Genomic DNA, 26,026 nt, shown 5'->3' on the forward strand with positions numbered 1-26,026 from the left:
CTCTATATTAATAGAAGAAACATGATTAATTTATTGTTTGTTGACGTTTTTGTTTGTTTAGTTTTCAAAGAACAATCTATCGTGTCAGAAGCGACATTTATTATTATACCGAATCTCTATTACTATGTCAATATAATAATTTAATTTTTTTGCATCACTTTTAACTAATAAAACTGCCGTCAAAAGCAACTTCCTTATAATAGCACCTTCGTTTTACTTATGCAACAGAAAGTTGATTCTTTTTTTACGGAAAGTTCATTTTCTCAAAAACTATTTATTAAGATAACAATATCTTTCTTATTAAAGTCGACAACCAAAACCTAGTCCACTATTAGAAGTCAGAGGATGAACATACAATAATAATCGGGAAAACCCCTTAGGTCATAGGGATGCCCCTGAAAAAGTCCCAGTAAAAAAAGGCAGAAACCCTTATATTAGTGAGGGTTTCTGCCTTTTTAGATTTAAAATTGAGTTATCTAATTCGACAAAACTCGGGTGGTGACAGGCACGAGATTTACGGCGCGTGACAGGCACCAGGATTAATGTTTCCCTTTCCCCTTTCCTTTTCCTTTCCCTTGATGATTTTTCCATTGCTCTTTTTGTTGTTTCGCTTCTTCTTTTTGCTTCTTCCCATTCCCACCATCTTCACTAACCTGTTTTGCTTTTTTAATAGTAGGTTTTGGTGGTACTTCTGCAGAATTGACCCCTTTAATATACAGTTCATTATTTACTCGATAGACACTGTTTGGCTGCTGAAAACGCGATGAATCTGTTCCAAATGACTGCATCATGGCTTTAAACATATACTGCGAAATTTTCTGCGTATTTGCGACCATATAGTTACCATTACCGTTTTGTGCGTATCCGGTCCAGACCGCCATTGTGTATTGCGGGGTATATCCTGCAAACCAGCTATCATTTGTCGCGTTGGTCGGGTATCCAAATTTCGCTCTAGTCTCTGCATCAAAATTGGTTGTACCTGTCTTCCCTACAACATCTAGGTTAATGACATTCGCTGTTGTACCTGTCCCATCATTTACGACTGTGCGTAACATATCCGTCACCATATACGCCGTGTAATCCTGCATGACACGTTTTGATTTTTCCGTAAAATTCACTACTTTGCCATTCGGAAGTACCACTTTTTGGACAAAATGCGGTTTATTGTAGTTCCCGTTATTTCCAAAAGCACTATAGGCCCCTGCCATGGCTAAAGGACTAACGGTATTGCTTCCAATCGAATAGGATTCATATACTTGGTTATCTTTAAAAGTAATGCCGAGTTTTTCTACAAAGTTCTTTGCCTGATCCATTCCAACCTCCCGCATTGTGAGAAGAGCAGGAATATTATAAGATTTTTTCAGTGCACTCCGTATCGTCAGCATTCCGTGATATTGATGGTCCCAGTTGGAAATCGGCTCGCCGGTTGAATAGGAGGTATTCTGGTCATTGATTAGATGTGCAGTCGACCATTTCAAATTTTCAATCGCAGGACCATAATCAAAAATCGGCTTAAATGTTGAGCCGGGTTGACGTTTGATATCCACTGCAAAGTTGTTACCTAGAAATTCTGCTTTATAGTCGTTTCGCCCGCTTCCAATCGCCCTGACTTCACCAGTTTTGGTATCTAAAAAGACGAAAGCTCCCTGAAAACCCGCATCTGGATAGGCAATGATTTCATTGGTGTTCAACATTTTGTCTGCATAATCCTGTGCTTTTGGATCTAGGGTAGTATAGATAGATAATCCATCCTTACTGATGTCTACATCCTTCAATTTACCCTTTACCTCTTTTACAACTGCATCTAAAAACGCTTCGTAAGGCATACTTTGTTGCGTGCTTTTTGGTACAAGTCCCTCAGTAACTGGAACTTTTGAAGCTTCCTGCAATTGTTTCTCTGTTATATAACCATCTCTAAGCATCGAACGTAAGACAATATTACGACGATTCGTGGCTGCTTCTTTGTTTTCTGGCTTGGTTGGATCGTAATTATTCGGACTCTGCGGCAGTCCAGCTATCATCGCTGCCTGCGTGAGCGTTAATTTTTTCAAATCATTTGCGTCAATACCATAGTAACTCTTTGCTGCAGCAGCTACTCCGTAAGAGCGGTTTCCAAGGTAAATTTTGTTTAAGTACATCATTAAAATATCGTGCTTGGAATATTTCTGTTCCAACTGATACGCCAAGTCCCATTCTTGCACTTTTCGCTTTAATGTTTTCTCTGGAGTCAAAAAGGAATTCTTTATCACTTGCTGCGTAATGGTACTACCGCCCTGTGATCCGAAATCTCCGGTTAAGTTTACAAAAATGGCCTTGGCCGTCCTTTTGATATCGATCCCTTGATGCTCATAAAAATGGGAATCTTCCGTGGCAATAAACGCTTGCTCGAGCACTTTCGGAACTTGCTCATACGCAATTTTTGTTCGCTTTTCCTTCCCGTACTCATAAATAAAGTTTCCGTTCTCATCATAGAATTTTGTAGAAAGTGGATCCACCAGCTTAGAAGCATCCAAGTTAGGCGTATCCTTAATCATTGAAGCGAACGATATAGCTCCTGCTCCTGTTGAAACAAGTCCAAGTACGAGACAGACAATGATTACTTTTTTCAATAATGATCCTTTTTTCTTCGGTGTTCGCTGACTTCTTTGTTGATTCTGTCTTGCGTTTTCCGCTTGTTTTCGTTCCTCACGAGATTGATAGGTCTCTTCTGGCATTCTTCTTCTCTCCCATGTCTATTTATGGTTACGCAAAGTTGATTTTAATGGAGGTATTGATCAGTTATTTAAATGGATAAGAATATTTAGGCCGTTGTACTTCCTTCACTAATACGTCTAAAGGGAAATCTTCTCCCTTCAACCAACTATTTATAGAATTTCGTAAGTGGTCTTACATTTATGAGGGAATCAGGCAAATTTTTTTCCCATTGGCTGTCCGTTTTATAAAAAAAAAAAATCCTCTCCCATGTTTGGAAGAAGATTTTTTTGTAAGTATATTTCAAAAACTAGAAAGGAAAACTGATAAAATTCTGTACTAAAAAGTAGCCGACATAGGCCGTCTGTCCGGCCAGAGTTAGTCCCAAAACAACGGCTGGAACTAATTTCGTTTGAACCAGCGCCGCCTTTCTCTTCGGGTTGCTTCTCGACATAAACGCTTGTTTACACACCAGAACCGCGCCAATAATAGATTGAACAAATAGAACCGATGCTAGGAATATACTCATATGAACGAGCACCATTTCGAAGTTAATATTCACAGGTAAAACCGTTTCGTAGCGGAAATAGACAGGCAAGGCCAATAGAACAGCAATGGAAAGTCCCCAAATCACTCCAAATGGGTTGCGAATCCACAACAATAAGGCAAGAACACTAAGCCCTAAATACAGATAAATAACCAAATGATAGTGACCTCTCGAAACTAAATAAAACAAACCAATTGCTGCCACCGAAGCACCCGTATAGCCTGCATACGAAATGAGCGCTTTTTTAAAGGGGGAAGTATGATTCCCGGTTGTCTGGCCTGAACCATCTCGATTCAGATGTATTTTACTACCCTCCAAGCAAGCACTGATCACGAGATGGACCAAGTTATGGAAATGGGCTAAATAAACCCTGATAAAAGGAAGCCCGCTCCCCACCAACGCTACACCCAGGTAAATAAGAATCAGCGTTGTCATATTCAATCTAAACCCTCCTCTCTACGCTAGATAGAATGAGAAGCACCAGACCAAAACGGTGGTGCTTCTCAAACTTGAATTATAATACCGCCACTTTTTCATACTTTAACTTTTCAATTTCCTTATTTAGCTCTTCATCGCTTACAAAACTGCTGTTTGCTGCTTCAATCTGGGCTAATGGAGTCGCAAATTGATTGCTTGCCTGAACTTCTGCTTCCATCATTAAGATCCGCTCTTCGGCACGGGCCACACCTCTCGCAATATCATCAGTATGGAAAGAAACCGTCGCTTTCTGAATTTGTTGCATCGATTGAGCCACATTCGCACGTGAAGCTAACAAGATTTTCTTTTGCTGCATTTGGTTGTACGTTTCCTTCAACTCGTCCAATTTTCCGATGAGGATTTGGGTTTGTCCCTTTATCGACTCGTATTGCTCCTCATATAGTTGCAGCTGGCGGTCATGGTTGAGCTTTTCTTGCACAGCCAATTTGGCCATTGCCTCGTCCCCTTGTTCAATCGCCAGTTTGGCCTGACGAGTACGCTTGTCCACTAATGCTTTCGTTTCCGAAATGAGTGCCGCTTGTTTTTTCTCTACAAAAATTTGTCGAGCTAATGCATTCTGACCTTTGACAATTTCCTGTTCCATTTCCCTAGAATACTCATTTAACATCGCAATCGGATCTTCGATACCGTCTAAAAGTCCGTTAATTTCCGCCATTGTAATTGTTTTTAATCTTTTAAAAATACCCATGTTATTCATTCTCCTTTTTAGTTACTAAATTTTTTTCCCATTGATCTAAAACGCTAGCATTCTGGTTAGTTACCGGGATATGCGAGCCTACCACAGAAGTGTTAATAAACTGTTGCATAGAGGAAGCTTTCGACTTCTTTCTAAGCCATCTTACGAATAGTACTAGAGCAGCTAGTCCAATAATTAGGAAGAGCCAAGGGAATCCTCCGTCATGGTGAGCGCCATTCATCATTTGGTGGCCCCCGCCAAATCCGCCACGGCCTCCCATTTCACCGGGACCATGTCCATGAGGACCTCTAGCATAAGCGCTGCTCCCTCCTAGTAGAAAGTGGAGTACGTTAATTACTAGTACCGTAGAGGCAATGATCACACCCCAGAAAATACCCTTTTTCACTTTTGTATTCATCTCTTTATCTCCTTTCGTTATCTGATGTAATGAATATTAATAGAGAATGGTGAAAACTTGGTGAAAAGAGAAAGCTAGTAAGTAAGTTTTTTATTAAGGACGGGAAATCTACCAAAATAAGTTTCAGTTTCTTACTATTAAGCTATTGCTTCTTAATTCGCTCATAAAACTCAAAAATTCGCCCATAAAAGGGACAAGTCGTTTTATAAATCATAAATGCTCAACTATCGAAGTGTAATTTTACACAAAATATCATTTTAACGAGCTCCTCCATAAGTAATAACAACGTTATTTTCGAAAACAGGCAAAAATTAATAGTAATATGGGCTTCACAGATGGTAGACCTGCTTACTACACGTATCCATTGCCAAATTTCGTGTGGTGTCAGGCACCAAAGGTTATCAAAAAAAGGCAGAAACCCTTTTTAGTAAGAGTTTCTGCCTTTTTGATTAAAAATTGAGTGAGCTAACTCGACAACATTCGAGGCGCAACGCGTCCCCTGCTTCCCTATCATCTTAACAGATGCAAGCAAAATTCCAAATCCGCTTGTAGATGGGTTTTCATTAGCATTTCTGCTTTTTCTCCATTTCTTGCTTTAATGGCTTGGTATATTTGCTCGTGTTCGTCGATTAAATGGGGGCGGTTGTAGAATACGACTGTTTTACGGAAAAGGTAAATGATGGATGACATCCGGTCAATAATATCAATCATGACCGGGTTATTACTGGCTCCGACAATAATTTCATGAAACCGCGCATTTGCTTCCATAATTTCTTCGACTGTTCCTGTCTTCCCTATCTCCACACATTGATGTAATGATTGAAGCTCATTTTCTTTTAAATAGGACGCTGCACACTGAGCGGAATAGCCCTCAAGGAGCATTCGTACTTGAAACATATTTCGCAAGTCTTTTTCGGCCGGCTTTACTACTTTTTTATTCTCAATAAGCCCTTCATGCTCCAACTTTCGAATCGATTCCCGGATGGGTGTTCTACTGACACCTAATTCAGCAGCAATTTTTTCCTCGACAATTTTGGTACCACCAGGAAGTTCTCCATTTAAGATCCTATCACGAAGGATCTCATAGGATTGGTGGGAAGCAGGACGAGAACGATTACTTTCTAACACACTGTTCACCTCTATATCTCTTCAAACCTACATTTATTTTACCAAAATTCTTGTCAAAAAAATACAATAGACATCAGTTTCACTAATTTTTGTATACGAAAAATAATTATTTGTATACAAAAGTTACGAATTCGTGTACAATTACTTTTGTAAACGATATCTGAAAGCGATTGCAGTTGAACGAATCGCTTAACTTATAAGATTTCAAATAGAATGAGGAGGAATTTATCATGGCACAAAAAGTTGGTTTTATAGGTCTAGGAATTATGGGGAAACCGATGGCTTTAAACCTAATCAAAGCAGGATTTACACTTACGGTTAATGATCTAAATCAAGACGCCGTCCATCAGGTCGTCGAAGCTGGAGCAGTGGCTGCTCATTCTGCGAAGGAAGTAGCCGAAAACAGTGATGTCATTATCACGATGTTACCTGCCTCAAAACATGTTGAACAAGTTGTATTAAGTGAAAATGGAATCTTGGCAGGGGCCAAAGCAGGTTCGGTCATTATCGATATGAGTTCAATTACACCTGAAGTCTCACGGGAGCTAGCAGCAGCGGCAGCGAAAAAAGGCTTTGGTATGCTAGATGCGCCAGTCAGTGGCGGCGAACCAAAAGCAATTGATGGTACATTAGCCATTATGGTTGGCGGGAAAGAGGATGTTTTTGAAAGCGTTTTGCCGGTCCTCTATGGAATGGGGAAAGACGTTATCTTAGTTGGTGATCATGGCTGTGGCGTGACTGCAAAGCTTGCCAATCAAATTATTGTAAACCTTAACATAGCGGCGATGTCCGAGGCACTTGTTCTAGCAGCGAAAGCAGGTATTGATATTGAAAAAATGTACCAAGCAATCCGCGGCGGACTTGCTGGAAGTGCTGTTCTGGATGCCAAGGTACCATTGATTTTAGACAGAAACTTCGTGGCTGGCGGAAGTATTGCCATCAACATGAAAGATATTACGAATGTAATGGACACGGCCCATGAAATTGGCGTTCCACTTCCATTATCAAGCCAATTGCTAGAAATTTTCCATGCATTAAAGGTCGATGGAAAAATAAAAGACGATCATGGCAGCATTGTCCGTTATTATGAAAAGCTTGCCAATGTTGAAGTAAAGAAGGCGTAATGATGACTGAAACGAACAGAATATCCGCAGCGTACCTAGAAACCCTCCCTGAGGTGGACCGTCAGGCAGTCAATCAATTAGTTACCGAAGCACTAAAAAGCCTAAACAAAAAAATCATCGTCCTCGATGATGATCCAACAGGTGTCCAAACCGTCCATGATATCTCCGTTTTCACGGATTGGTCTGAGGAAAGTATTGAGCAGGGCTTTAATGAGAAGCAGTCCATGTTTTTCATTTTGACAAATTCCCGCGGCTTTACAGCGGAAGAAACTGAAAAGGCTCATCGCGAGATCGCCGCTAACATTTTAACCGTAGCTTCGAAATTTAATCGAGAATTCCTCATTATTAGCCGTGGAGATTCCACACTTAGAGGACACTATCCACTAGAAACGACCGTTTTAAAGGATACACTCGAATCAGGTTCTGATTTAAAAATAGATGGTGAGGTCATCCTGCCATTTTTCAAAGAAGGCGGTCGATTGACCATTAACAATATCCACTATGTTCAAAATGGTCAAGAGCTTGTGCCTGCCGGCGAAACCGAATTTGCAAAAGACCGGACATTTGGCTATTCCAGTTCGCATTTAGGGGAATGGATTGAAGAAAAGTCGAACGGTTTATTTCTTGCTAAAAATACATTATATATCTCACTCGAACAATTACGGGCAATGGAGATTGGCGCCATCACGGAACAGCTTCTTCAGGTAAACGATTTTAATAAAGTAGTAGTGAATGCAGTCGACGAAGTCGATGTTAAAGTATTCACGGCTGCCTTAGTACAAGCAATCAACGCCGGAAAGAACTTCCTTTTTAGAAGTGCAGCCGCTCTTCCAAAAGTCATTGGCGGAGTCAGTGATAAAGCACTGCTAAAGAGAGAAGAATTAATAATAGAAGAAACAGAGAATGGCGGATTAGTTATTATCGGTTCCCATGTGAAAAAGACAACGGAACAGTTAGAAAAATTAAAAGAATTAACCAGCATTGAATTTATCGAGTTTAATAGTCATTTAGTTTTACAACCAGAGCAATTCAAAGCGGAATGCGACCGCGTTGTAGAAACCACCGAAGCACTGATCCGATTCGGTAAAACCGTTGCCGTTTATACAAGTAGACAACGGCTCGATCTTGGCGAGAATAAAAAAGAAGAAGAGTTAAAAATGTCTGTTACGATTTCGGATGCAGTAACAAGCATTGTAACGAGATTACAGGTAAAACCAAATTTCCTTGTCGCAAAAGGTGGAATTACCTCCAGTGATGTAGGGACAAAAGGACTAAGGGTAAGAAGAGCAACCGTTGCTGGACAAATTAGACCGGGAATTCCTGTTTGGAGAACTGGGGATGAAAGTAAGTATCCAGGCATGTCCTATGTTATTTTTCCAGGCAATGTTGGAACTCAAAGTGATTTAAAAGCAGTGGTAGAGATTTTAAGCACGAAATAAATTTAACTGATCGATTGGAATGCCGTTCTGGCATTCCACACTTTCAAAGGGGAAAGAGGGAGAAACATGCCAATCGTTTATATTTGTATAGGGGTTGCCCTATTGCTATTATTAATGGTCGTCTTCAAGGTAAACGCCTTCATATCATTGGTTATTGTTGGATTACTTGTAGGAGTTATGGAAGGAATGACCCCAATCGAGGCGATAACATCCGTCACATCCGGTTTGGGCGGAACCCTTGGCAATCTCGTACTGGTTATTGGTTTTGGGGGTATGCTTGGTAAACTAATGGCCGATTCTGGTGGCGCACAACGAATCTCCACCACATTGGTTAACGCATTTGGAAAAAAACGAGTACAGCTTGCGGCTGTTCTAACAGCCTTCATTGTTGGGATTGCGCTATTCTTTGAAACGGGCGTGGTTGTGTTAATTCCGTTAGTCTTCACAATCGCGGCAACAGCAGGTGTACCAATTCTTTATATTGGGATGCCAGTTATTGCGGCTTTGATCACCATGCATGGCTTTGTTCCTCCACACCCTGGACCAACAGCCGTTGCCGATGTTTACAATGCCAATATAGGTAAGACCTTATTATATGGAATTCTTATCGGTATTCCAGCAATCATTATCAGTGGACCATTATATACAAAAACGTTTAAAAAAGAAGAGTTAGAAGTAAAAATTCCAAAAGGACTTTTTAATCCTAAGCACTTTACAGAAGAAGAAATGCCTGGTTTTGGGATTAGTGTATTTACGGCCCTTATCCCCGTCATTCTGATTGCCTTCCAAGCCATCGTTGAAATCACGATGCCTGAATCATCACTTATTCAAACAGCTAAATTTTTAGGAAATCCTGGTATTGCCCTATTAATCGCTGTCATAGTCGCCATCTTTACCTTTGGTTTAAATCGAGGTAAAAAAATGCCAGAAATCATGAACTCGATCACAGAATCAATCAGCAGCATCGCGATGATTCTTTTAATCATTGGAGCTGGCGGTGCATTCAAACAAGTACTCATCGACAGTCATGTTGATAAATACGTTGCCCATCTGATGGAAGGTTCCACCATGTCACCGTTAATCCTCGCCTGGTTAATCGCCGCGATCCTACGGGTAGTCCTAGGTTCAGCAACCGTTGCCGGATTAACAGCAGCCGGTATTGCCGCACCACTCGTTGCCTCTGCACACGTTAGCCCCGAACTCATGGTGCTAGCAACCGGTGCAGGAAGTATGACCTTCTCTCACGTAAACGATGCTGGTTTCTGGATTTATAAAGAATACTTCAACCTAAGCATCGGTAAAACCATTCGCACCTGGTCAGTAATGGTAACGATTGCATCCCTTGTCGGACTTGCTGGTGTGCTAATAATCAATATGTTCCTATAGGGAGAAACAAAATTAAAAGACCACCCCCGCGCCGTAGCAGGCAAAAGGGTGGTTTTTTTTATATTCAGGATTCTTATTACATAATTATTGCTCCTTACTACATATTTTCTAAAACTTACGACATTTGCTGGATAATAATTGGGAATCCTCTCAAACTTCAGATCCTTATTACGTAATTATTGCTCCTTACTACATATTTTCAGGCTCTAATTACATATAATCCGACTCTTACAACATATTTTCCGAAACTTACGACATTTTCTGGATAATAATTGGAAATCCTCTCAAACTTCAGATTAATACAACACAATATGGGTTCTTACTTCGCAGATTCGGAGATTCATCCGCTGATATGATGCTAGTTTCGCTGATAAAAGTCGATTTTCCGCTGATAAAATGGTCCAGTTCGCTGATATCCTTCAATAATTCGCTGATAAGCTGCTCATTGTGCTAATCCCCCCCTCCAGGCTCCCTCATCCGCCTAAAAGTTAGCTTTATTTGCGCAAATTTGGCTTTTATTTGCGAATTCACTGCTTTTATTTGCGGATTCACTGCTTTTATTTGCGGATTCACTGCTTTTATTTGCGGATCGTCTACGAAATCTCGAAAACTCTATTAAAATACCCTGAGAGACGTTATCCTCTAGGGCATTTTTCAATTTATTTGAAACGCATCAATCGAGATTGGTGAGTGCAAATAGTTTGGTGTACATACACTCACCGCTTCTACTTCACCACTTTTCAATAACTCTTCATAGCTTGTATATCCTTTTACCCCGTATTTTTCAGCTACTTTTGCTGCACGTTCTTTATTAATATAACAAACTGCCGCGAGCTCTACATGTTTATTAAACGCATATTCAGGTAAATGACGATGCTGAGCAATACTTCCGCATCCGATTATGCCTACTTTTAGAGCTTTCATTGTTCTTTTTCCCACGGATTCCCTAAATTAGTTTACTTTCACTGCAATTTTTTCTAATGGCTGTGCATTTCCGTAGACAGGGCGATTACGCTCTACAGGCTGAGCCCATTTCACTGCATTCACAATCACACGTTGAATGTCTTTGTTATAATACGTTGGATAGGTTTCATGTCCCGGTCTGAAATAAAATACTTTGCCGTTGCCCCTTGTATAGGTGCAGCCGCTTCGAAATACTTCGCCGCCTTCAAACCAGCTTGTAAAAATAAGCTCCTCTGGTGCCGGGATATCAAAATGCTCACCATACATTTCTTCTTTTTCTAGTTCAATAAACTCCCCAATTCCTTCCACGATCGGATGGCTTGGAGCTAGAACCCATAGACGTTCTTTCTCATCCGCTTCACGCCATTTCAAGTCACAGCTTGTCCCCATTAATGTTTTGAAGATTTTGGAGAAGTGACCAGAATGAAGTACAATCAGTCCCATTCCATCCAACAAGCGCTGCTGTACTTTCGAAACTACTTCATCACTTACTTCACCATGTGCAAGATGTCCCCACCAAATGAGTACGTCTGTGTTATTTAATACGTCAACTGTTAAACCGTGCTCTGGCTCATCCAATGTAGCCGTTCCTGCTTGAAATCCTGCTTCTGTTAAAAATCCAGCAATCGCACCATGAATGCCATTCGGATAAATTTCGCTTACAACCGGATTTTTTTGTTCATGACGATTTTCATTCCATACTGTTACCTTTATCATCTTTTCTTCCTCCATTTTCATTAACAATATAAGTACTCTAGTAAGCTACGTTTTGAATAGACAACGACACTTTGCTCCAATCGAATCAATCAACATTTACAACGTGCCCTTTTTCTGCAGAAATGATGATCCGATCAATTACTTTTTGATTTTTGTATCCATCGTCAAAAGTAGGCATATTATGACTTTCGTTATCTAAGATTAGTTCAGCAAAGTCACTTAAAATGGTCTTATTATATTTCTCTGGTACTCTTACTGTTTTCAAAACAGGGTTCTCTTCCGATTTACCTTTAACATAAATATCAATTTCATTTGGACGCTCAATATTCACATGGATCGTTCCGCAATCCCCGAATAATGTAACTTCAAGCTGATTCGATGATCCAATGGCATTTCTTGTGGTGACAAAATTCCCTACTACGCCATTTCCAAGAATCGCCTGGAAACTTGTAAAATCATCCACGTCAACCTGTCTCTCTTCTCCAGTGATAGGATCTAACCGTCTGTCAACAAAGGTTTTCATCAATGCTGAGACTGAATGAAATTCTCCTACAAAAAACCGAGCACTATCAATCATGTGAGCTCCCAAGTCGCCTAATGCTCCTGTACCAGTAACTGCTTTATTAAAACGCCATAAATACGGAACATTGAATAAAGGCGCTCCAAACGATTGTTGGTATCGTACATCAATATGACGTATTTGACCTATTGTATTTTCTTCTAATAACTTTTTTGCGTATTGAAAAGATGGGGTATAACGATGAATAAATCCTATCATGCAAGGAATTGGATTTTTCTTATATAAAAGATTCAGATTCTCTGCTTCTTCAAAATTCAAAGTAAATGGTTTTTCAGCTAAGATTGGTTTTTGATGTAAGATACATAACTCCAGGATTTTAGCATGCAGGTTATTAGGAACAACAGAGATTATGGCATCAACATTAGGAGAGGCAATGATCTCTTCAATATTATTGAAGCGTTTATCCTGACTAATGCCTTCCTCCTCACCGATTTTGTTTAAAATATCTTGATTAATATCACAAATTGCACCCACTTGAATCGAATCTAATTTAGAAATGCTCCTAAGATAAAAATTTGACATCCCACCAAGACCAATTACCCCAACAGTCACTACTTTATTGCGAATCATATGTTCACTCCTTCTTTTAACAGATTTTTTTCCTCTACATTCCTACATTCATATTTTGAAAACACTTTTCTAAACATATAGGAATTTATAAAAGCTAATAACGCAAATCCTCCAAAAGTTCCTATATATAACACGGATAGGAACCCTATAACCGAAGAAAACAGAAAAGTAACTGGAACAAAGGTCAAAACGATTAATAGCAGCAGACTAGGAAAATTGGAAATTCCTATTAATAATGAATTTAATAGGGACTGTTTAATCGTATTTTCAAATCTGGCCATATAAGGGAAAATAAAAAGCAGGATGCAAAGATAAACAAATCCAAAAAGGATTAACACACTTGTGAAAAATATCCTAAGCACTCCATTAAGATTTCCTAAAAGATAGAAATCTGCTAGAAGGATAAAACCTGCGGCCAACATTATGACCCAAACAATAGTACTTTGGGTAAAATTCTTTTTAAAAGATAGGATAAAGCTCTTAAATAGATAACTCTCTTCATTCCTTGCCATTTTAATAGTTACAGAATATAAGGCAGTAATGGAAGTTCCAATGGTTAGGATCGGAATACAAAAGAGTATGAATAAAAAGTTTAATATGACAATATCAACTGCTCTTGATAAGAATTTAATCAATGGACTATTCAACTGAAATAATTGACTCATTTTTTTGCCGCCCCTTTCCAGATAAACCGTTATTGACCGCCCAATGTTCACTCTCTTCTTTGCATACACAACAGCCGGCCGCGCGATAATCACGTGAACCGGCTGTCATTTCGATCAAGAGCTTAAAAAAGGTTTATTTGGTTTATTTATCTTTTATTTAAGATTTTTTTGGTATCTATCAAATGCATTTTTCTGAATTTTTATATACTCATCTAAGCCCATTTGTTTTAATTGGGAAATATATGAATCCCACTCTTTAATAGCTCCACCCTCAACAACCCATTTAGATTGCATAGAATTCACATAAGATGTAAGGTCTGTATTTAATGCACTTAATTGGTTCATCTCTTCTGCTGTATAAGAAACATTTGGAAATTGTTCTCTTGCATACTTATTAATTTGTTTATCTAATTCAAGCTTCAATCCATCTCCACCATTAGTTGGTAATATTACTTTTTCGTTAAAACCTTCCCCGATAAATTTAGGACCAAAATCACGGAATGAGTTAACCCAAGCAAAAATATCTGCAGACTCACCTTTCGGAGCATCTAATACTTTGTATGTTCCGTCATCATTCTTTTCAACCCCGACACCGAACGAACCATAGAACGTTTGAATACTTGCATCTTCTGTGTAGAATTGGTCTGCCCATTTTAATAATTTAGCAGGATCCTTCGCTTTTGTTGTAATCATAAACTCATCTCTAGAATAAATTGGTGCATCCGTCATGGCATAACGTTGTCCATCTGGACCTTCTAGTGCAGGTAATTGAATATACTCACTTGCATTTGGTCCAAATGTGGCGTCAGGCGTCCAACCAGAGGATACTCCCACCAAGGAACCTTTTTCATCTTTCCGTTTTGCTTCAGCCATTGAGGTATCTTGTGTAAATAACTCTTTATCAATTAGTCCTTCTGCATACGCTTTATGCATCCATTCAATACCTACTTTAAAAGCTTCTTCAGTTGGCATAAAGACTGGCTTCCCATCTTTTACAGTCATAGAAGTTGAATAACTGCCTTTAGGCAAACCAAATGGTAAAATGAACCCTAGAACATCACCTTGATAAGCAATTTCATCATTTGGGTCACCGTTTCCATTTGCATCTTTTTCCTTGAATGCTTTTAAAACGGTATAAAACTCTTCATATGTTTCAGGTATGGACAGACCCAAATTATCCAGCCATTTTTGATTGATGTACAAGGAATTTCCTGCAATTGGTCTTAAAGGAAGCTTCTTCGGCAAACTATAAATGTGTCCATCAGGAGATGTAGCCATAGCACGTAATGTAGGGTCCGCTTCAAATGCTGCTTTTAAATTCGGCATGTTTTTTTCAATCAAATCTTCTAGAGGAATAAACATGCTTTGGTTCTTAGCTATATCTGCATCCGTTAGCGTTATAGACCCCCAAAATGCATCCGGTAAATCTCCTCCAGCTAATAATACTGATTTTTTGTCTGGCCATTCAGAATTCAAATACGTATCCCAATCAATTGAAATTCCTGCTTTTTTTTCAGTTTCTGCAACAAACCCTTTTAAAAAGTCGTCTCCCCAATCGGCCCAACGAACGGTCGCAATTTTATACGTTCCATCTTCATTAGATTTAGAACTAGATGAAGTATTACTACAGCCAACTATTAAACTAGCTGCCAACGTTAAATTCATTACGATTCCTAATTTTCTCTTAAGCATTATTTATCCCCCAATATATTATTCTTTAATTGAACCGACCATAACACCTTGATTAAAATACTTTTGTAAAAATGGATATAAACACATAATAGGAACAGTGGAGACGACAATTGCTGCATACTTCATCATCTCTGATAATCTCCTTAATTCCGATGCTAAATCTCCTGAGACAGTTCCCAAAAGGGACTGATTCGATATCAAAATTCTTCGAAGTATCAATTGAAGCGGTTGCAAATCTTCATTTGTAATATAAATTAATGCATTAAACCAAGAGTTCCATATCCCGACTGCTGTCCAAAGACCGATAACGGCTAGAATTGCCTTTGATAATGGCAGCACCATCGTGAGAAAATATCTAAAAGTCCCGCAGCCATCAATCTGCGCTGCTTCCCAAAGAGTCTCAGGAATACTCTGTTTAAAGAATGTCCTTGCGATAATAATGTTGAAAGATGACACGGCAAACGGTAACACCATAACCCAGAAGGTATCTAATAATCCAAAAGCTTTCACGACTAAATAAGTTGGAACTAACCCACCGCCGATGAACATCGGAATAATAATGAACAACGATATCCACTTTCTTCCAAACAACTCTTGCCTTGATAATGCATAACCTGCTGGAATGTTTACAACTAATGCAATAAATGTTCCGACAACGGTATAGATGATGGTATTTAGATATCCTTTCCAAACGATATCTTGTTTAAATAATTCTATATACCCATCTAATTTCCACTCTTCGGGCCAAAACCAGACCTTTCCATTTAAAACATCGGCAGGATTACTAAATGAGGCGATAATGATAAACCAAAGTGGATAAATAATCATCAAGATCATTAGTACCGCGAATCCATACACGGCAAAATCAAAAATTCGATCTTTCCAACTCTTTTGAGCTCTCGTTTTATTAAAAAACTTTTTGTTTATTAATAGTTCCACTGCCTTACCTCCCTTCTAAAGCAAGCTTGTTTTCGTAAGTTTCTTAGACATATAATTCACTAATAGTAAGATAATGATATTGACTACTGTATTGAATAACCCAATGGCAGTTGATAAGCTGTATTGAAAATTCTGCATCCCTATTTTATAAACATATGTAGATATGATTTCACTTCCAGGTAAATTTAATTGATTTTGTAGTAAAAAGACTTTTTCAAATCCGACACCTAAAAGACTGCCTGCTCGTAAGATCAATAAAATCATTGCGGTAGGTAAAAGTAAGGGTAAATCAATATGACGAATTTTTTGCATTTTGCTCGCACCATCCATGGTAGCCGCTTCATAATAGGTAGGATCAATGGCTGATAGAGCTGCTAAGAAAATAATACTATCCCAGCCTAAATGCTGCCAAACATCGCTCCATACATAGATACTGCTAAAAAATGATGGATTTGATAATAGGTTGGGCATTTCGATTCCAATTAATCCTAACAAATTAGCAATCAATCCATTGCTTGGTGACAAAAAAATCAAGATCATTCCACACATAACCATTGTAGAAATGAAATGCGGTAAATAGGTTGTGACTTGAAATACCTTTTTAAACAGTCCGATACGAATTTGATTACAAAGTATGGCTAACGCAATCGGTAATGGAAACCCTACCAAAATACTGTATAAACTGATATACAATGTATTTTTTAACGTCAGATCAAATTGATAGGAATGAAAATATTGAATAAAATGCTTGAATCCTACCCAGGGGCTTCCCCATATCCCTAATGCTGGTGAATAATCTTTAAAGGCCATTACTAATCCGTACATAGGAATGTAAGTAAAACAGATTAATAATATAATGGAAGGTAATAGTAAAACATATAAAGGGCCGCTTTTCTTAAACTGTCTCATCCATTTAGATGTTTTGCTTTCGTTCGATAGGACGGCGGCATTCGTAAATCGTTGCGAAGCAAGTGTACTTTTCACATGATTCCCTCCTTTATTTGATATACCTATTATAAGAAAGCGCATTCACAATAAATAGAAATAAACCGACCATTCGTAATACTATTTAGTGCAAATGGAGACATTCTCTTAAGTAAATTTAACGAAATAGCACTATTCAGTCCTCTTACAGCTATTCAATCGCTTTCTTGACGTTTTTTTGCTAGAAACTGCAAGTTTATACTATATATAATGAGGATAGTACAGGAGTTGAAAAAAGTTGCGGTTACCTTTTGGAAAAAATCCATCCTATTCCATTAATTATTATTCGAAAATGCTTATTATCATTTTAATTTGTATTTTCCTAATCAATTGCGTTGTTAGTGTCATAACAATCTCTATTACTAGACAACAAAGCATTGATTACATTGAAAATACTTTTAACCTTTATTTAAGGGACACACAAAAAAGGCTTAATGCAATCGATCATTTTATGATTTGGACTGTTAAGAATGAACCATTAATTGGAGATATCGAAGATGCTCAAGGTGTAGATGAATTCTCCACTAGCCTTAGCAATTTCAGAACGAGAGTAAACGATTTTCAATACTCTACCGGAAAAGAATATCAGTTCTTCTTAGCATTAAAAAAAGAGAACCTCTTTTTTAATAGTTCTCCCATTAAAATCACCTATTCTGATTACCTTAAAATGAAAAAAACTTTAATGTCAGAGACGAAAACGTTAAATAATTATGAGAACATAAAAACCTGGCAATCTCTTAAGCTGAATAATAAATTCTATTTATATCATTTAATCGAATACCAAAATAGAGTATTTATTTGTTTGGTTTCAGTAGATGATATCCTTTCGCCTTTACAAGACATCAAATTAGGAAAGAACGGCTCGATTATTATGGAACAGGATAAATATGTTTTTCTTTCTAACTCAAATCCGGTTCATTTATTGAAAAAAGAGGAACCCGGTACACTTTTCAATAGTCACCTGTTTTTTGATGAGGAAGACACATTACTCCCCTTTTCCCTACATGTAACCGTTGATCATTTTGGTGCTTTTGAAAAAGTCATTTTAGCTCAATTAACTATTATAACAGCAACCATTTTTATTAGTTTGATTTTGTTCCTTATGCTGCTCTATATAAAGAAAAAGGTCATATCCCCCGTTCAAGCTTTTTCTAAAAATCTTGCTGATATAAATAACAATAATGAAATCATTGATTTTGAAACCAGTAGCATTAAAGAGCTTGAAGAAGCAAATGTCCAATTCAGAGGGCTGATCAGAGAAATAAAAAAACTAAAAGTAAATATTTATGAGCAAGAAATTGAAAAGAATAAAATACAAATGGATTTTATGAAATTACAGATAAAACCCCATTTTTATCTAAATTGTTTAACGACCATATATAGTATGGCTCAAATGAAAATGTATAACGAAATTATAGAAATGGCATCATCCACAGCTAAATATTTCAGATATTTATTTCAAACAAACCAAGACTTTGTCAAACTAGAGAAGGAATTAGAGCATATAAATGATTATTTGGCTATTCAAAAATTAGTTCATGGACCCGCTTTTCTTTTTGAAAGATTTATCGAACCTGATATAGAACAAGCGAAAGTTCCACCTTTAGTCATCCAAACATTTATTGAAAATACGGTTAAATATTGCGTTTCTTTAGATGAAGAAATGAGCATTTTCATAAGTATTTATCATGTTAATATGAATAACAATAAATTCATTAAAATCACGATAAAGGATACGGGCCCAGGATTCCCTCCTGATATACTAGATAAGCTTCAGAACAATATTCCTTTAATCAATAGAAAAGGAAATCAAATCGGGATCAACAATGTAGTTCAAAGGCTTCGACTATTGTATGGGGGAGAGTTTTCGATAAAATTTTCTAACGATCCTGATGGCGGTGCCAGAATAATGCTAATGATCCCTTACCTTATGTACGAGGAGTGAGCGGTATGAATGTGTTGATTGTTGACGATGATCGCTTTGTCGTTTCTGCTTTAGAACAAAAAATGGATTGGGCCTCTTTAGGCATCGAGCAAATTTACACCGCTAACAATATTCGTCAAGCAAAGAGAATATTTGATCACTATACAATCCATATTCTCATTAGCGATATAGAAATGCCACAAGGCAGCGGTCTTGAATTATTAGCGTGGATACGATCAGAGGGATTTAATGTCCAAGCTATCTTTTTAACGAATTTTGCGGACTTTAACTACGCACAAAAAGCGATAGAACTTCAAAGCTTTGAATATTATTTAAAACCAATTGAATTTGATAAACTAGAATTAATCATAAAAAAAGCTATAAAAAAAGTAAATGTAAGTCAAATAAATGAAGATGCGATGAAAGTTGGACATTACTGGCAACAAAATAAAGAAAAACTCGTAGACCATTTTTGGTACACGTATTTAAAAGACAATCACTCATTATCTAGCGAAGAACTACAAGAACAACTGGGAATCCATAATATAGATTATTCTATGGATGATTGTTTTTTACCACTAATACTTGACTTTTTCCCATATAAATTAGTTGAGAATAACGAAATCATTTCACTATTTGATAAAGAAAATGCTCTTGAAAAAAGGTTGAAATCTATAATAATTGAATCCTTCAAAGACAGCCCTATTTGTTTAGATGGTTTCCTGCAACTAAACACAAATAAAGACGAGTATCTCGCTATTTTTAGATTACTAGATTGTACGATTGAACCATCTTCAAGGGAGTTGATTTCTTCTTGTCAGCAGACAATTGCAGTTATTAACAATCAATTACATTGTGATGCACAATGTAATTTAGGTATCTCAGGTCCTTTAGACAACATTCAATCCATAGTGAAGAAACTCAAAGTGGTCCGTGAAGAAATGTTCGATTATAGAAACAAAACCTTTTGTTTAAAAACTCACAAAATCAGCGACAAGAAATATGCTGAACCCAATGTGCAATTATTGGAGCAATATCTCCAAACTGGAAATAGATTAAGTTTCATTAATAAGTGCTACCAATACCTTACAAACTTATTAGATAAAAATGAGTTAAATCATAATGTGATGTGTAGTTTTAGACTAGATATTACTCAGTTAATCTATACTCATTTAAAGAAAAAAGAAATTCTTGCGAATAAGTTATTCCAAGGGAAGATTGGTGATTTTTTACTAGAACAATCTTCAAGATCTATAGACGATTTAATGATTTATATTTCCTATTTGGTAGATGTTTCTCTAGACTATATGGCATTTACTAACTCACAGAAATCGGTTGTAAAGACTATTTGTGATTATATTGATCAAAATTATCAAGAAAATATCACGAGAACGAACTTAGCTAAAACGGTCTATCTTAGCCCAGATTATATCGCTAGAATATTTAAAAAGGAAACGGGAATATCACTGGTCAATTATATTATTAAAAAGAGAGTCGACATCGCAAAAGACTTACTGATGAATACAGATCTTCCTGTTCATTTAATTTCTGATAAAGTAGGATATGAAAATTACTCCTATTTTACGAAGCTTTTTAAGAAAGAAACCAATTATACTCCAGTAGACTATCGGAAAATAGCCCATTCAAAAAGTGAAACTTTTTGAAATTTATGGGAGTGGAAACACTTGAACACCTCAGGGGCGGTTCTCATGGTTATTAATGAGTTTATCAACCGTCCCCCTGGTTACTCTTTGCAAAAAACTCTATTTTGGCTTAATTCTCCATAAATCTTCAATATTCGCTTCATTGTCCATTTGGATTTGTTCTCCAGCTCGAAAATTTCCTCTCTAAGGATACTAGAAAATAATTGATAACCACACCTAGCAGAGTAATCGTAATAATACCGGCATACATTTGTAGAATTTGAAAGTTTTATTGCGTGTAATTAATGAGATAGCCCAAACCTTCCTTTGCTCCAACCATTTATAAAAAGGAGAAGTGCTAGAACTGTATGATCGAAACCATGTTAAAAAAGCAGCATGTTTTTTAATATTTTTACCGAGCGTTTTCAAATTCCCTTATAAAAGGGAATATCTTTTGCTGTAACGTTCGAATTTTCTGGTATAATTTCATTTTAAGAATACAATTTGAACATAGTAAGGAGAGTTTAATTTGGAAGGTTTTATTGGATTGGTTTTAAATATAATCCTCACGATTTATTTAGTGATTGATTCTCGTAAGCATGGTAAAAGCCCCATCCTTTGGGGAATTCTCGGATTCATTTTTGGGTTGATCGCTTTAGGAATCTATCTAATAAAAACAAATCGAACGGTCATCGGTTGGATTATCACAATTATTAGCATAATAGGTTATTTAGCCTTACTCTTAGTCCTACTATTAGGTGCGGCCCTTATACTCGGGGGAGGATTTTCTTAAAATAAAAATGAAAGCTCCACAGGGACGGTTCGGGACCAGTGATAAATCCTCTTTATGTGCAAAAGATACGGATCATCTACCATATGTAGATGATCCGTATCTTTTTTCTTACTATTTACGAGTAAAACACACGTTTTTTTATTGAAATAATTACTTTTTCAGCAGCCCCGGTCTAAGTTTCCTCATCTATGAGAAAAAAATTTAACAGAGGTAACTTTTGTATAAGCTATGAAAAATTTGTCCATCCTGATCATATAAAAGATAGGTTAGGAGAGTGGAGAACTTGATAATGATTTTTACGATAAATAGGGGTGGTTTTCAATGAGCACAGAAGAATTGAATAAAATTATTACAGTTAAGAAGATGGATTTAGAGGAATGTGAACAAGAACTTAACAGCCGTTACTACCCTTCAATAGTGAGAGTAGCAATGATGAATTACATTTTAGTCCTGCAGGAACAATTGGAAAAGTTTAATCATGCAATGAAGAAATAAATTACTATTTAAAATAGAAGTCCCGGTTAGGGTCCAGTGCCTGCCACTTATAAATCTATCAATCTTCGACAATAAACGGGGAGTGACAGGCACGGAATTTTATTCCACCTTAATTTTTTCTTCCATAAAAGCTAGAATCTCTTTACGTAAAGCAGGTTCCTGCAGAGCAAATTCTATGGTTGTCTTCACAAACCCACTCTTTTCTCCTACATCATACCTCTTACCCTCAAAATCATAAGCAAACACCCGTTGAATCTGATTCAACTTCTGAATCGCATCCGTCAACTGAATCTCTCCACCAGCCCCAGTTTCTTGCTGTTCCAAAAACATGAATATCTCTGGAGTTAGTATATACCGTCCCAAAATGGCTAGATTAGAAGGGGCAGTTCCAGCCTTAGGCTTTTCAACCAAATTATTTACTTGATACTTTCTACCCACCTGATCCAAAGGTTCAACAATTCCATACCGATGTGTCTCATCATCTGGAACGGACTGTACACCAATAACTGACGAATGCGTTTCTTCATATATATTAATAAGCTGTTTTAAGCAAGGAGTCTCACTTTGAACAATATCATCACCGAGGAGAACCGCAAACGGCTCATCCCCTATAAAGTTACGAGCACACCAAACTGCATGTCCTAACCCCTTGGGTTCCTTCTGACGAATATAATGGATATCCGCAAGATTAGTAGCATAACGGACTTTATCAAGTAGATCTAACTTTCCCTTTTCCAAAAGATTTTGCTCTAATTCATGTGCAATATCAAAATGGTCCTCAATCGACCGTTTCCCTTTACCGGTAACAATAATAATATCTTCAATCCCTGAAGCTACTGCTTCTTCGACAATATATTGAATTGTTGGTTTATCAATAATCGGCAACATTTCCTTAGGCATTGCCTTTGTTGCAGGTAGGAACCTTGTTCCAAGTCCAGCAGCCGGAATAATCGCCTTCCGTACTCGTTTCATACTCACTCCACCTTTTTATTATTTTTTTGTAAAAAACAGGGGGGTTACAGTTCCAAACTCCATTCATTCCCCCATATAATCATTCTTCTACCCAGTTAGTTTAAGCAAATCTTCACTATATTTATTTTAACACAGATAGCCAATAACAAAGCTCCACAGGGACGTTTCTCATGGTATATCATTTGGTTAGTACCATTCCATTGAAAAAGGGTCAGGTCCCCACTACCATAATGCTTAACGTAGTGGGGGCCTGACCTTTTTTTTACTTTATAATCTGGATTGGAGACGGAAAACCAATGCTAAAGTAACCTCTCCTAAAACTTCATTCTTCTTTACAAAGCTGCCTTATATTTAACGATGAGAACATTATTAAATGAAGGGTTTCTTCAAATATATTTTAATCATTGTCCCCAGCTAATAATAGATTAACTGTAATTGAAAGCATATCTCTTAAAGCTCCGAAAGCATTGTCAACATCTAGACGTTCGCTCCATTTATGGGCATCCTTTCCAACAGGGCCTAGGTTGAGTACAGGAATATTTAGACTCTCTAATACATCTAAAGGAACACTATATCCCTTACCCCAAAGAGGCATGTTAGCGGTGAGGTCTCTAAGGCTTGAAGCAGGTTTCTCTAAACTTACATAGCTTAAGTCCGATAAACCAGCAAAATAATTTTGTTTTTTAAGCTCGATATTATACGTGTTTTTGGTATACCCAATGATATGATCCACTACACTACTAATACGCGGGTTGTTTCGAGAGTTTACCGCCGGGTAATAAGGCGGAGCAAAGAAAAGGACAATCATACATTATATATGTGAGAAAGATAAATTGTAAATACTATTTAGAAAATTAATTTTTTTACAATCCATTCTTAAATACATGTTCAAAACCGCTTGTTTATCCAGAAAGCGCAAAAACATTCGGTACTCGATTAAATCCACAATCAGAAAAAATGTCGATATCTGTCTTGTTTGATGTGATTATGTAAGATAAATAAGCTAGATGAATTCTGAATTCTTTGTTAAATTAGAGCTATCTAGTACAAACAGGGGGAGATGAAGTGAAAATAGTATTAATCGTAACTGGTATTATTTTGGCTGTTTTAATAGGCGTAGAATACGGAGGATATAAACCGGTCGACAATGAAGCCGAATCTGAAAAAAAACAAGAGAAAGTAGAAGCGAAAGCTGTTCAAGATACGGTCAATAATGAGAAAAAGGAAGTAGACAAGCAACAGACAGCCAAAATTGGCGGAGTTCAATATGATATTGGGATTGATAACAGTAGTTCACAAGATGCGGTTGTTGAAGTGATGCACAAGATGACACATCAAAAAGTGAAAGCGAAAGAAAAATGGGGGGCCATTCCTATGATTCCCGATACAATTAATCAAGTTTATGACATTGTGGAGAACAGTGAGTTCGAACAAAAAGATGATTTGCTAGTTATTTTAGATAAGTGGAAAAAAGGCACTTTTTCTGAAGTAGATGATGACCACAACTATTTCTGGACGTATCAAGGCGGAACGATCGGTAAAGCTTATGGAATTATGAGCAAATCAGAAGAAGAAACGTTCATCATGAATAACTTCGAAGAAGATATTGTACGTGAAGTAAGCTCCCAGCACTAATGGGAGCTTCAATATTCAGTTACAACTTCATCTGTTATTTCTATCTCACTTAAAACCTATCAATCTTCGACAAAATCCGGGGAGTGACAGGCATGGAAATTTAGTTTCTTACTAATAAGCTATTGCTTCTAAATTCGCCCATAAAATGGTTAAATTCGCTCATTAAAGCCCAAAATCCGCCCATAAAACTCGAAGATTCGCTCATAAAACTCAAAAATTCGCCCATTGAAGGGTCAAGTCGTTTAATAAATCATATATGCTCAACTATTGAAGTGTAACTTTACACAAAATATCATATTAACGAGCTCCTCCATGAGTAATCCTCTCAAACTTCAGATCCTTATTTCGTAATTATTGCTTCTTATTACATATTTTTTGACTCTTACTACATATTTTCCGACTCTTATTACATATATTTAGGCACTTACTACATATTTTCCAAAACTTACGACATTTACCGAATAATAATTGGAATCGCCTCAAACTTCAGATTAATATAACACAATAATGGGTCCTTACTATGCAGCTTCGGAGATTCATTGGCTGATAAAATGCTAGTTTCGCTGATAAAATGGTCCAGTTCGCTGATATCCTTCAATAATTCGCTGATAAGCTGCTCATTGTGCTAATTTTCCCCCTCCAGGCTCCCTCCTCCGCCTAAAAGTTAGCTTTATTTGCGCAAATTTGGCTTTTATTTGCGGATCGTCTACGAAATCTCGAAAACTCTATTAAAATTCTCTTCTCCCTACCCTGTCCATTTTACCGACTTTTTTCTATATAGATGGTGAAAGGTGGTGAGAGACAATGGCACTAGCGTTATTAGAAGGAACGAAGCTTCGCATCGTATTTGAAGCGGGCATGGATGACGAGGGAAATCCCATCCTCAAAGCGAAAACGTTTAGCAATGTCACCAAGGCAGCTACTGCGGATCAATTATCGCAAGCTGCACTAGCAGTTGCTGTTCTTTGCAAGGACACGCTAAACAAAGTGGAGCGGAATGATAGCATCGCAATTCTAGGTTAATAGTCTAACAAAATAATAAAGTGATGGGAGGTGAAAGAAATGGCAAAAACATTGGAATTGCAATTTGCCACGGAGTTTGGAAAGACGGCGAGTCTTTCCGTCGATAACCCTAAAGAGCCGATTGATGAAGAAGTTGTAAAATTATCAATGGCGCAGATTATTGCATCTGAAGTTTTCACAACGGCCAGTGGCAAGTTTGTAGCTGCAAAAGGAGCAAGAGTCATCGACCGCAATGTGACAGATTACGTGATTGCCTAATAAAAGTGAGAGGCCGGATTCATGATGAACCCAGCCTCTTTTTATAACAAGTGGAAGGAGGAGAGAAAAGTGGAGCAGTTGATTCCAATCATCAGCCAGGTGGGATTCCCCATCGTTGTGACGCTTTATTTGCTTTACCGAATTGAAGCAAAGCTTGATTTAGTCGTCCAGTCGATACAGACACTTCCTGAGCGGATGAGGGAGCGGGCATAAAAAAGAGAAACCACCTAGCCTCTACTATCAAGTAGATCCAAGGTGGTTTCTTG

Annotated in this window: 23 protein-coding genes and 2 pseudogenes; 11 read left to right on the plus strand and 14 right to left on the minus strand. The window is 37.5% G+C overall.

Features of this window, described 5'->3' with window-relative positions; genetic code table 11:
* Positions 1 to 632: 632 nt before the first annotated feature.
* The 5 genes and pseudogenes from J7E77_RS05735 to J7E77_RS05755 all read right to left on the minus strand — a co-directional run.
* Positions 633 to 2,714: pseudogene (locus J7E77_RS05735) on the minus strand (transglycosylase domain-containing protein); the annotation flags it as partial.
* Positions 2,715 to 3,001: 287 nt separating this feature from the next.
* On the minus strand, positions 3,002 to 3,673 hold the full coding sequence (locus J7E77_RS05740; RefSeq protein WP_251028000.1) for a M50 family metallopeptidase: 672 nt from the start codon (positions 3,671 to 3,673) through the stop codon (positions 3,002 to 3,004).
* A gap of 79 nt (positions 3,674 to 3,752) precedes the next feature.
* Complete coding sequence (locus J7E77_RS05745; RefSeq protein ID WP_214713050.1) at positions 3,753 to 4,424, minus strand: PspA/IM30 family protein; 672 nt, start codon at positions 4,422 to 4,424, stop codon at positions 3,753 to 3,755.
* Between the two features lies 1 nt (position 4,425).
* On the minus strand, positions 4,426 to 4,830 hold the full coding sequence (locus J7E77_RS05750) for a hypothetical protein (protein WP_088089969.1): 405 nt from the start codon (positions 4,828 to 4,830) through the stop codon (positions 4,426 to 4,428).
* A 510-nt stretch (positions 4,831 to 5,340) separates the two neighbouring features.
* Positions 5,341 to 5,967, minus strand: coding sequence for a GntR family transcriptional regulator (locus tag J7E77_RS05755; RefSeq protein ID WP_214713051.1), 627 nt, complete (start codon positions 5,965 to 5,967; stop codon positions 5,341 to 5,343).
* Positions 5,968 to 6,188: 221 nt separating this feature from the next.
* On the opposite strand from J7E77_RS05755, the gene garR reads away from it, so the two are divergent.
* From garR to J7E77_RS05770, 3 genes are all read left to right on the plus strand, one after another.
* Entirely contained in the window at positions 6,189 to 7,082 is an 894-nt protein-coding gene (gene garR, locus J7E77_RS05760; RefSeq protein ID WP_214713052.1) for a 2-hydroxy-3-oxopropionate reductase, read from the plus strand.
* 2 nt (positions 7,083 to 7,084) lie between these two features.
* Positions 7,085 to 8,521: a four-carbon acid sugar kinase family protein gene (locus tag J7E77_RS05765; RefSeq protein ID WP_214713053.1), complete on the plus strand. Its 1,437-nt coding sequence runs from the start codon at positions 7,085 to 7,087 to the stop codon at positions 8,519 to 8,521.
* 66 nt (positions 8,522 to 8,587) lie between these two features.
* On the plus strand, positions 8,588 to 9,907 hold the full coding sequence (locus J7E77_RS05770; protein WP_214713054.1) for a gluconate:H+ symporter: 1,320 nt from the start codon (positions 8,588 to 8,590) through the stop codon (positions 9,905 to 9,907).
* Between the two features lie 669 nt (positions 9,908 to 10,576).
* Here J7E77_RS05770 and J7E77_RS05775 read toward each other — a convergent pair.
* The 7 genes and pseudogenes from J7E77_RS05775 to J7E77_RS05805 all read right to left on the minus strand — a co-directional run.
* Positions 10,577 to 10,831: pseudogene (locus J7E77_RS05775) on the minus strand (Gfo/Idh/MocA family protein); the annotation flags it as partial.
* Between the two features lie 27 nt (positions 10,832 to 10,858).
* Positions 10,859 to 11,587 (minus strand): ThuA domain-containing protein, encoded by a 729-nt coding sequence (locus tag J7E77_RS05780; RefSeq protein ID WP_214713056.1) that lies wholly within the window; start codon positions 11,585 to 11,587, stop codon positions 10,859 to 10,861.
* 85 nt (positions 11,588 to 11,672) lie between these two features.
* A complete protein-coding gene (locus J7E77_RS05785) occupies positions 11,673 to 12,737 on the minus strand; it encodes a Gfo/Idh/MocA family protein (RefSeq protein ID WP_214713057.1) in 1,065 nt (354 codons plus the stop codon).
* Complete coding sequence (locus tag J7E77_RS05790; RefSeq protein WP_214713058.1) at positions 12,734 to 13,402, minus strand: YesL family protein; 669 nt, start codon at positions 13,400 to 13,402, stop codon at positions 12,734 to 12,736. Before J7E77_RS05790 ends, J7E77_RS05785 begins: the two co-directional genes overlap by 4 nt.
* 153 nt (positions 13,403 to 13,555) lie before the next feature.
* Positions 13,556 to 15,094, minus strand: a complete 1,539-nt coding sequence (locus J7E77_RS05795) for a type 2 periplasmic-binding domain-containing protein (protein ID WP_214713059.1) — start codon at positions 15,092 to 15,094, stop codon at positions 13,556 to 13,558.
* An 18-nt stretch (positions 15,095 to 15,112) separates the two neighbouring features.
* Positions 15,113 to 16,033 carry a carbohydrate ABC transporter permease gene (locus J7E77_RS05800; protein ID WP_308160423.1) on the minus strand — a complete coding sequence of 307 codons (921 nt, stop codon included), beginning with the start codon at positions 16,031 to 16,033 and terminating at the stop codon, positions 15,113 to 15,115.
* A 15-nt stretch (positions 16,034 to 16,048) separates the two neighbouring features.
* Positions 16,049 to 16,942 carry an ABC transporter permease gene (locus tag J7E77_RS05805; RefSeq protein WP_251026537.1) on the minus strand — a complete coding sequence of 298 codons (894 nt, stop codon included), beginning with the start codon at positions 16,940 to 16,942 and terminating at the stop codon, positions 16,049 to 16,051.
* Positions 16,943 to 17,684: 742 nt separating this feature from the next.
* Between J7E77_RS05805 and J7E77_RS05810 the strand changes: the two genes are divergently transcribed.
* From J7E77_RS05810 to J7E77_RS05825, 4 genes are all read left to right on the plus strand, one after another.
* On the plus strand, positions 17,685 to 18,962 hold the full coding sequence (locus J7E77_RS05810; protein ID WP_214713061.1) for a sensor histidine kinase: 1,278 nt from the start codon (positions 17,685 to 17,687) through the stop codon (positions 18,960 to 18,962).
* A gap of 5 nt (positions 18,963 to 18,967) precedes the next feature.
* On the plus strand, positions 18,968 to 20,605 hold the full coding sequence (locus J7E77_RS05815; RefSeq protein ID WP_214713062.1) for a response regulator transcription factor: 1,638 nt from the start codon (positions 18,968 to 18,970) through the stop codon (positions 20,603 to 20,605).
* Positions 20,606 to 21,113: 508 nt separating this feature from the next.
* Positions 21,114 to 21,377, plus strand: a complete 264-nt coding sequence (locus tag J7E77_RS05820) for a hypothetical protein (protein ID WP_214713063.1) — start codon at positions 21,114 to 21,116, stop codon at positions 21,375 to 21,377.
* Between the two features lie 321 nt (positions 21,378 to 21,698).
* Positions 21,699 to 21,872: a hypothetical protein gene (locus J7E77_RS05825; RefSeq protein WP_214713064.1), complete on the plus strand. Its 174-nt coding sequence runs from the start codon at positions 21,699 to 21,701 to the stop codon at positions 21,870 to 21,872.
* Between the two features lie 99 nt (positions 21,873 to 21,971).
* Here the strand turns inward: J7E77_RS05825 and galU are convergent, their stop codons facing one another.
* On the minus strand, positions 21,972 to 22,844 hold the full coding sequence (gene galU, locus J7E77_RS05830; RefSeq protein ID WP_214713065.1) for a UTP--glucose-1-phosphate uridylyltransferase GalU: 873 nt from the start codon (positions 22,842 to 22,844) through the stop codon (positions 21,972 to 21,974).
* 397 nt (positions 22,845 to 23,241) lie between these two features.
* Entirely contained in the window at positions 23,242 to 23,577 is a 336-nt protein-coding gene (locus J7E77_RS05835; protein WP_214713066.1) for a peptidase M20, read from the minus strand.
* Between the two features lie 332 nt (positions 23,578 to 23,909).
* Between J7E77_RS05835 and J7E77_RS05840 the strand changes: the two genes are divergently transcribed.
* The 4 genes from J7E77_RS05840 to J7E77_RS05855 all read left to right on the plus strand — a co-directional run bounded on the left by J7E77_RS05840 (position 23,910) and on the right by J7E77_RS05855 (position 25,973).
* The gene (locus J7E77_RS05840; RefSeq protein WP_214713067.1) at positions 23,910 to 24,479 is read left to right on the plus strand and encodes a DUF6241 domain-containing protein; all 570 of its coding nucleotides are present in this window, start codon (positions 23,910 to 23,912) and stop codon (positions 24,477 to 24,479) included.
* Positions 24,480 to 25,283: 804 nt separating this feature from the next.
* Entirely contained in the window at positions 25,284 to 25,502 is a 219-nt protein-coding gene (locus J7E77_RS05845) for a DUF1659 domain-containing protein (RefSeq protein WP_214713068.1), read from the plus strand.
* Between the two features lie 39 nt (positions 25,503 to 25,541).
* Positions 25,542 to 25,760 carry a DUF2922 domain-containing protein gene (locus J7E77_RS05850; RefSeq protein ID WP_214713069.1) on the plus strand — a complete coding sequence of 73 codons (219 nt, stop codon included), beginning with the start codon at positions 25,542 to 25,544 and terminating at the stop codon, positions 25,758 to 25,760.
* A gap of 69 nt (positions 25,761 to 25,829) precedes the next feature.
* Positions 25,830 to 25,973 (plus strand): YvrJ family protein, encoded by a 144-nt coding sequence (locus J7E77_RS05855; protein ID WP_214713097.1) that lies wholly within the window; start codon positions 25,830 to 25,832, stop codon positions 25,971 to 25,973.
* Positions 25,974 to 26,026 lie beyond the last annotated feature (53 nt).

The organism is Bacillus sp. ISL-77 (assembly GCF_018613105.1).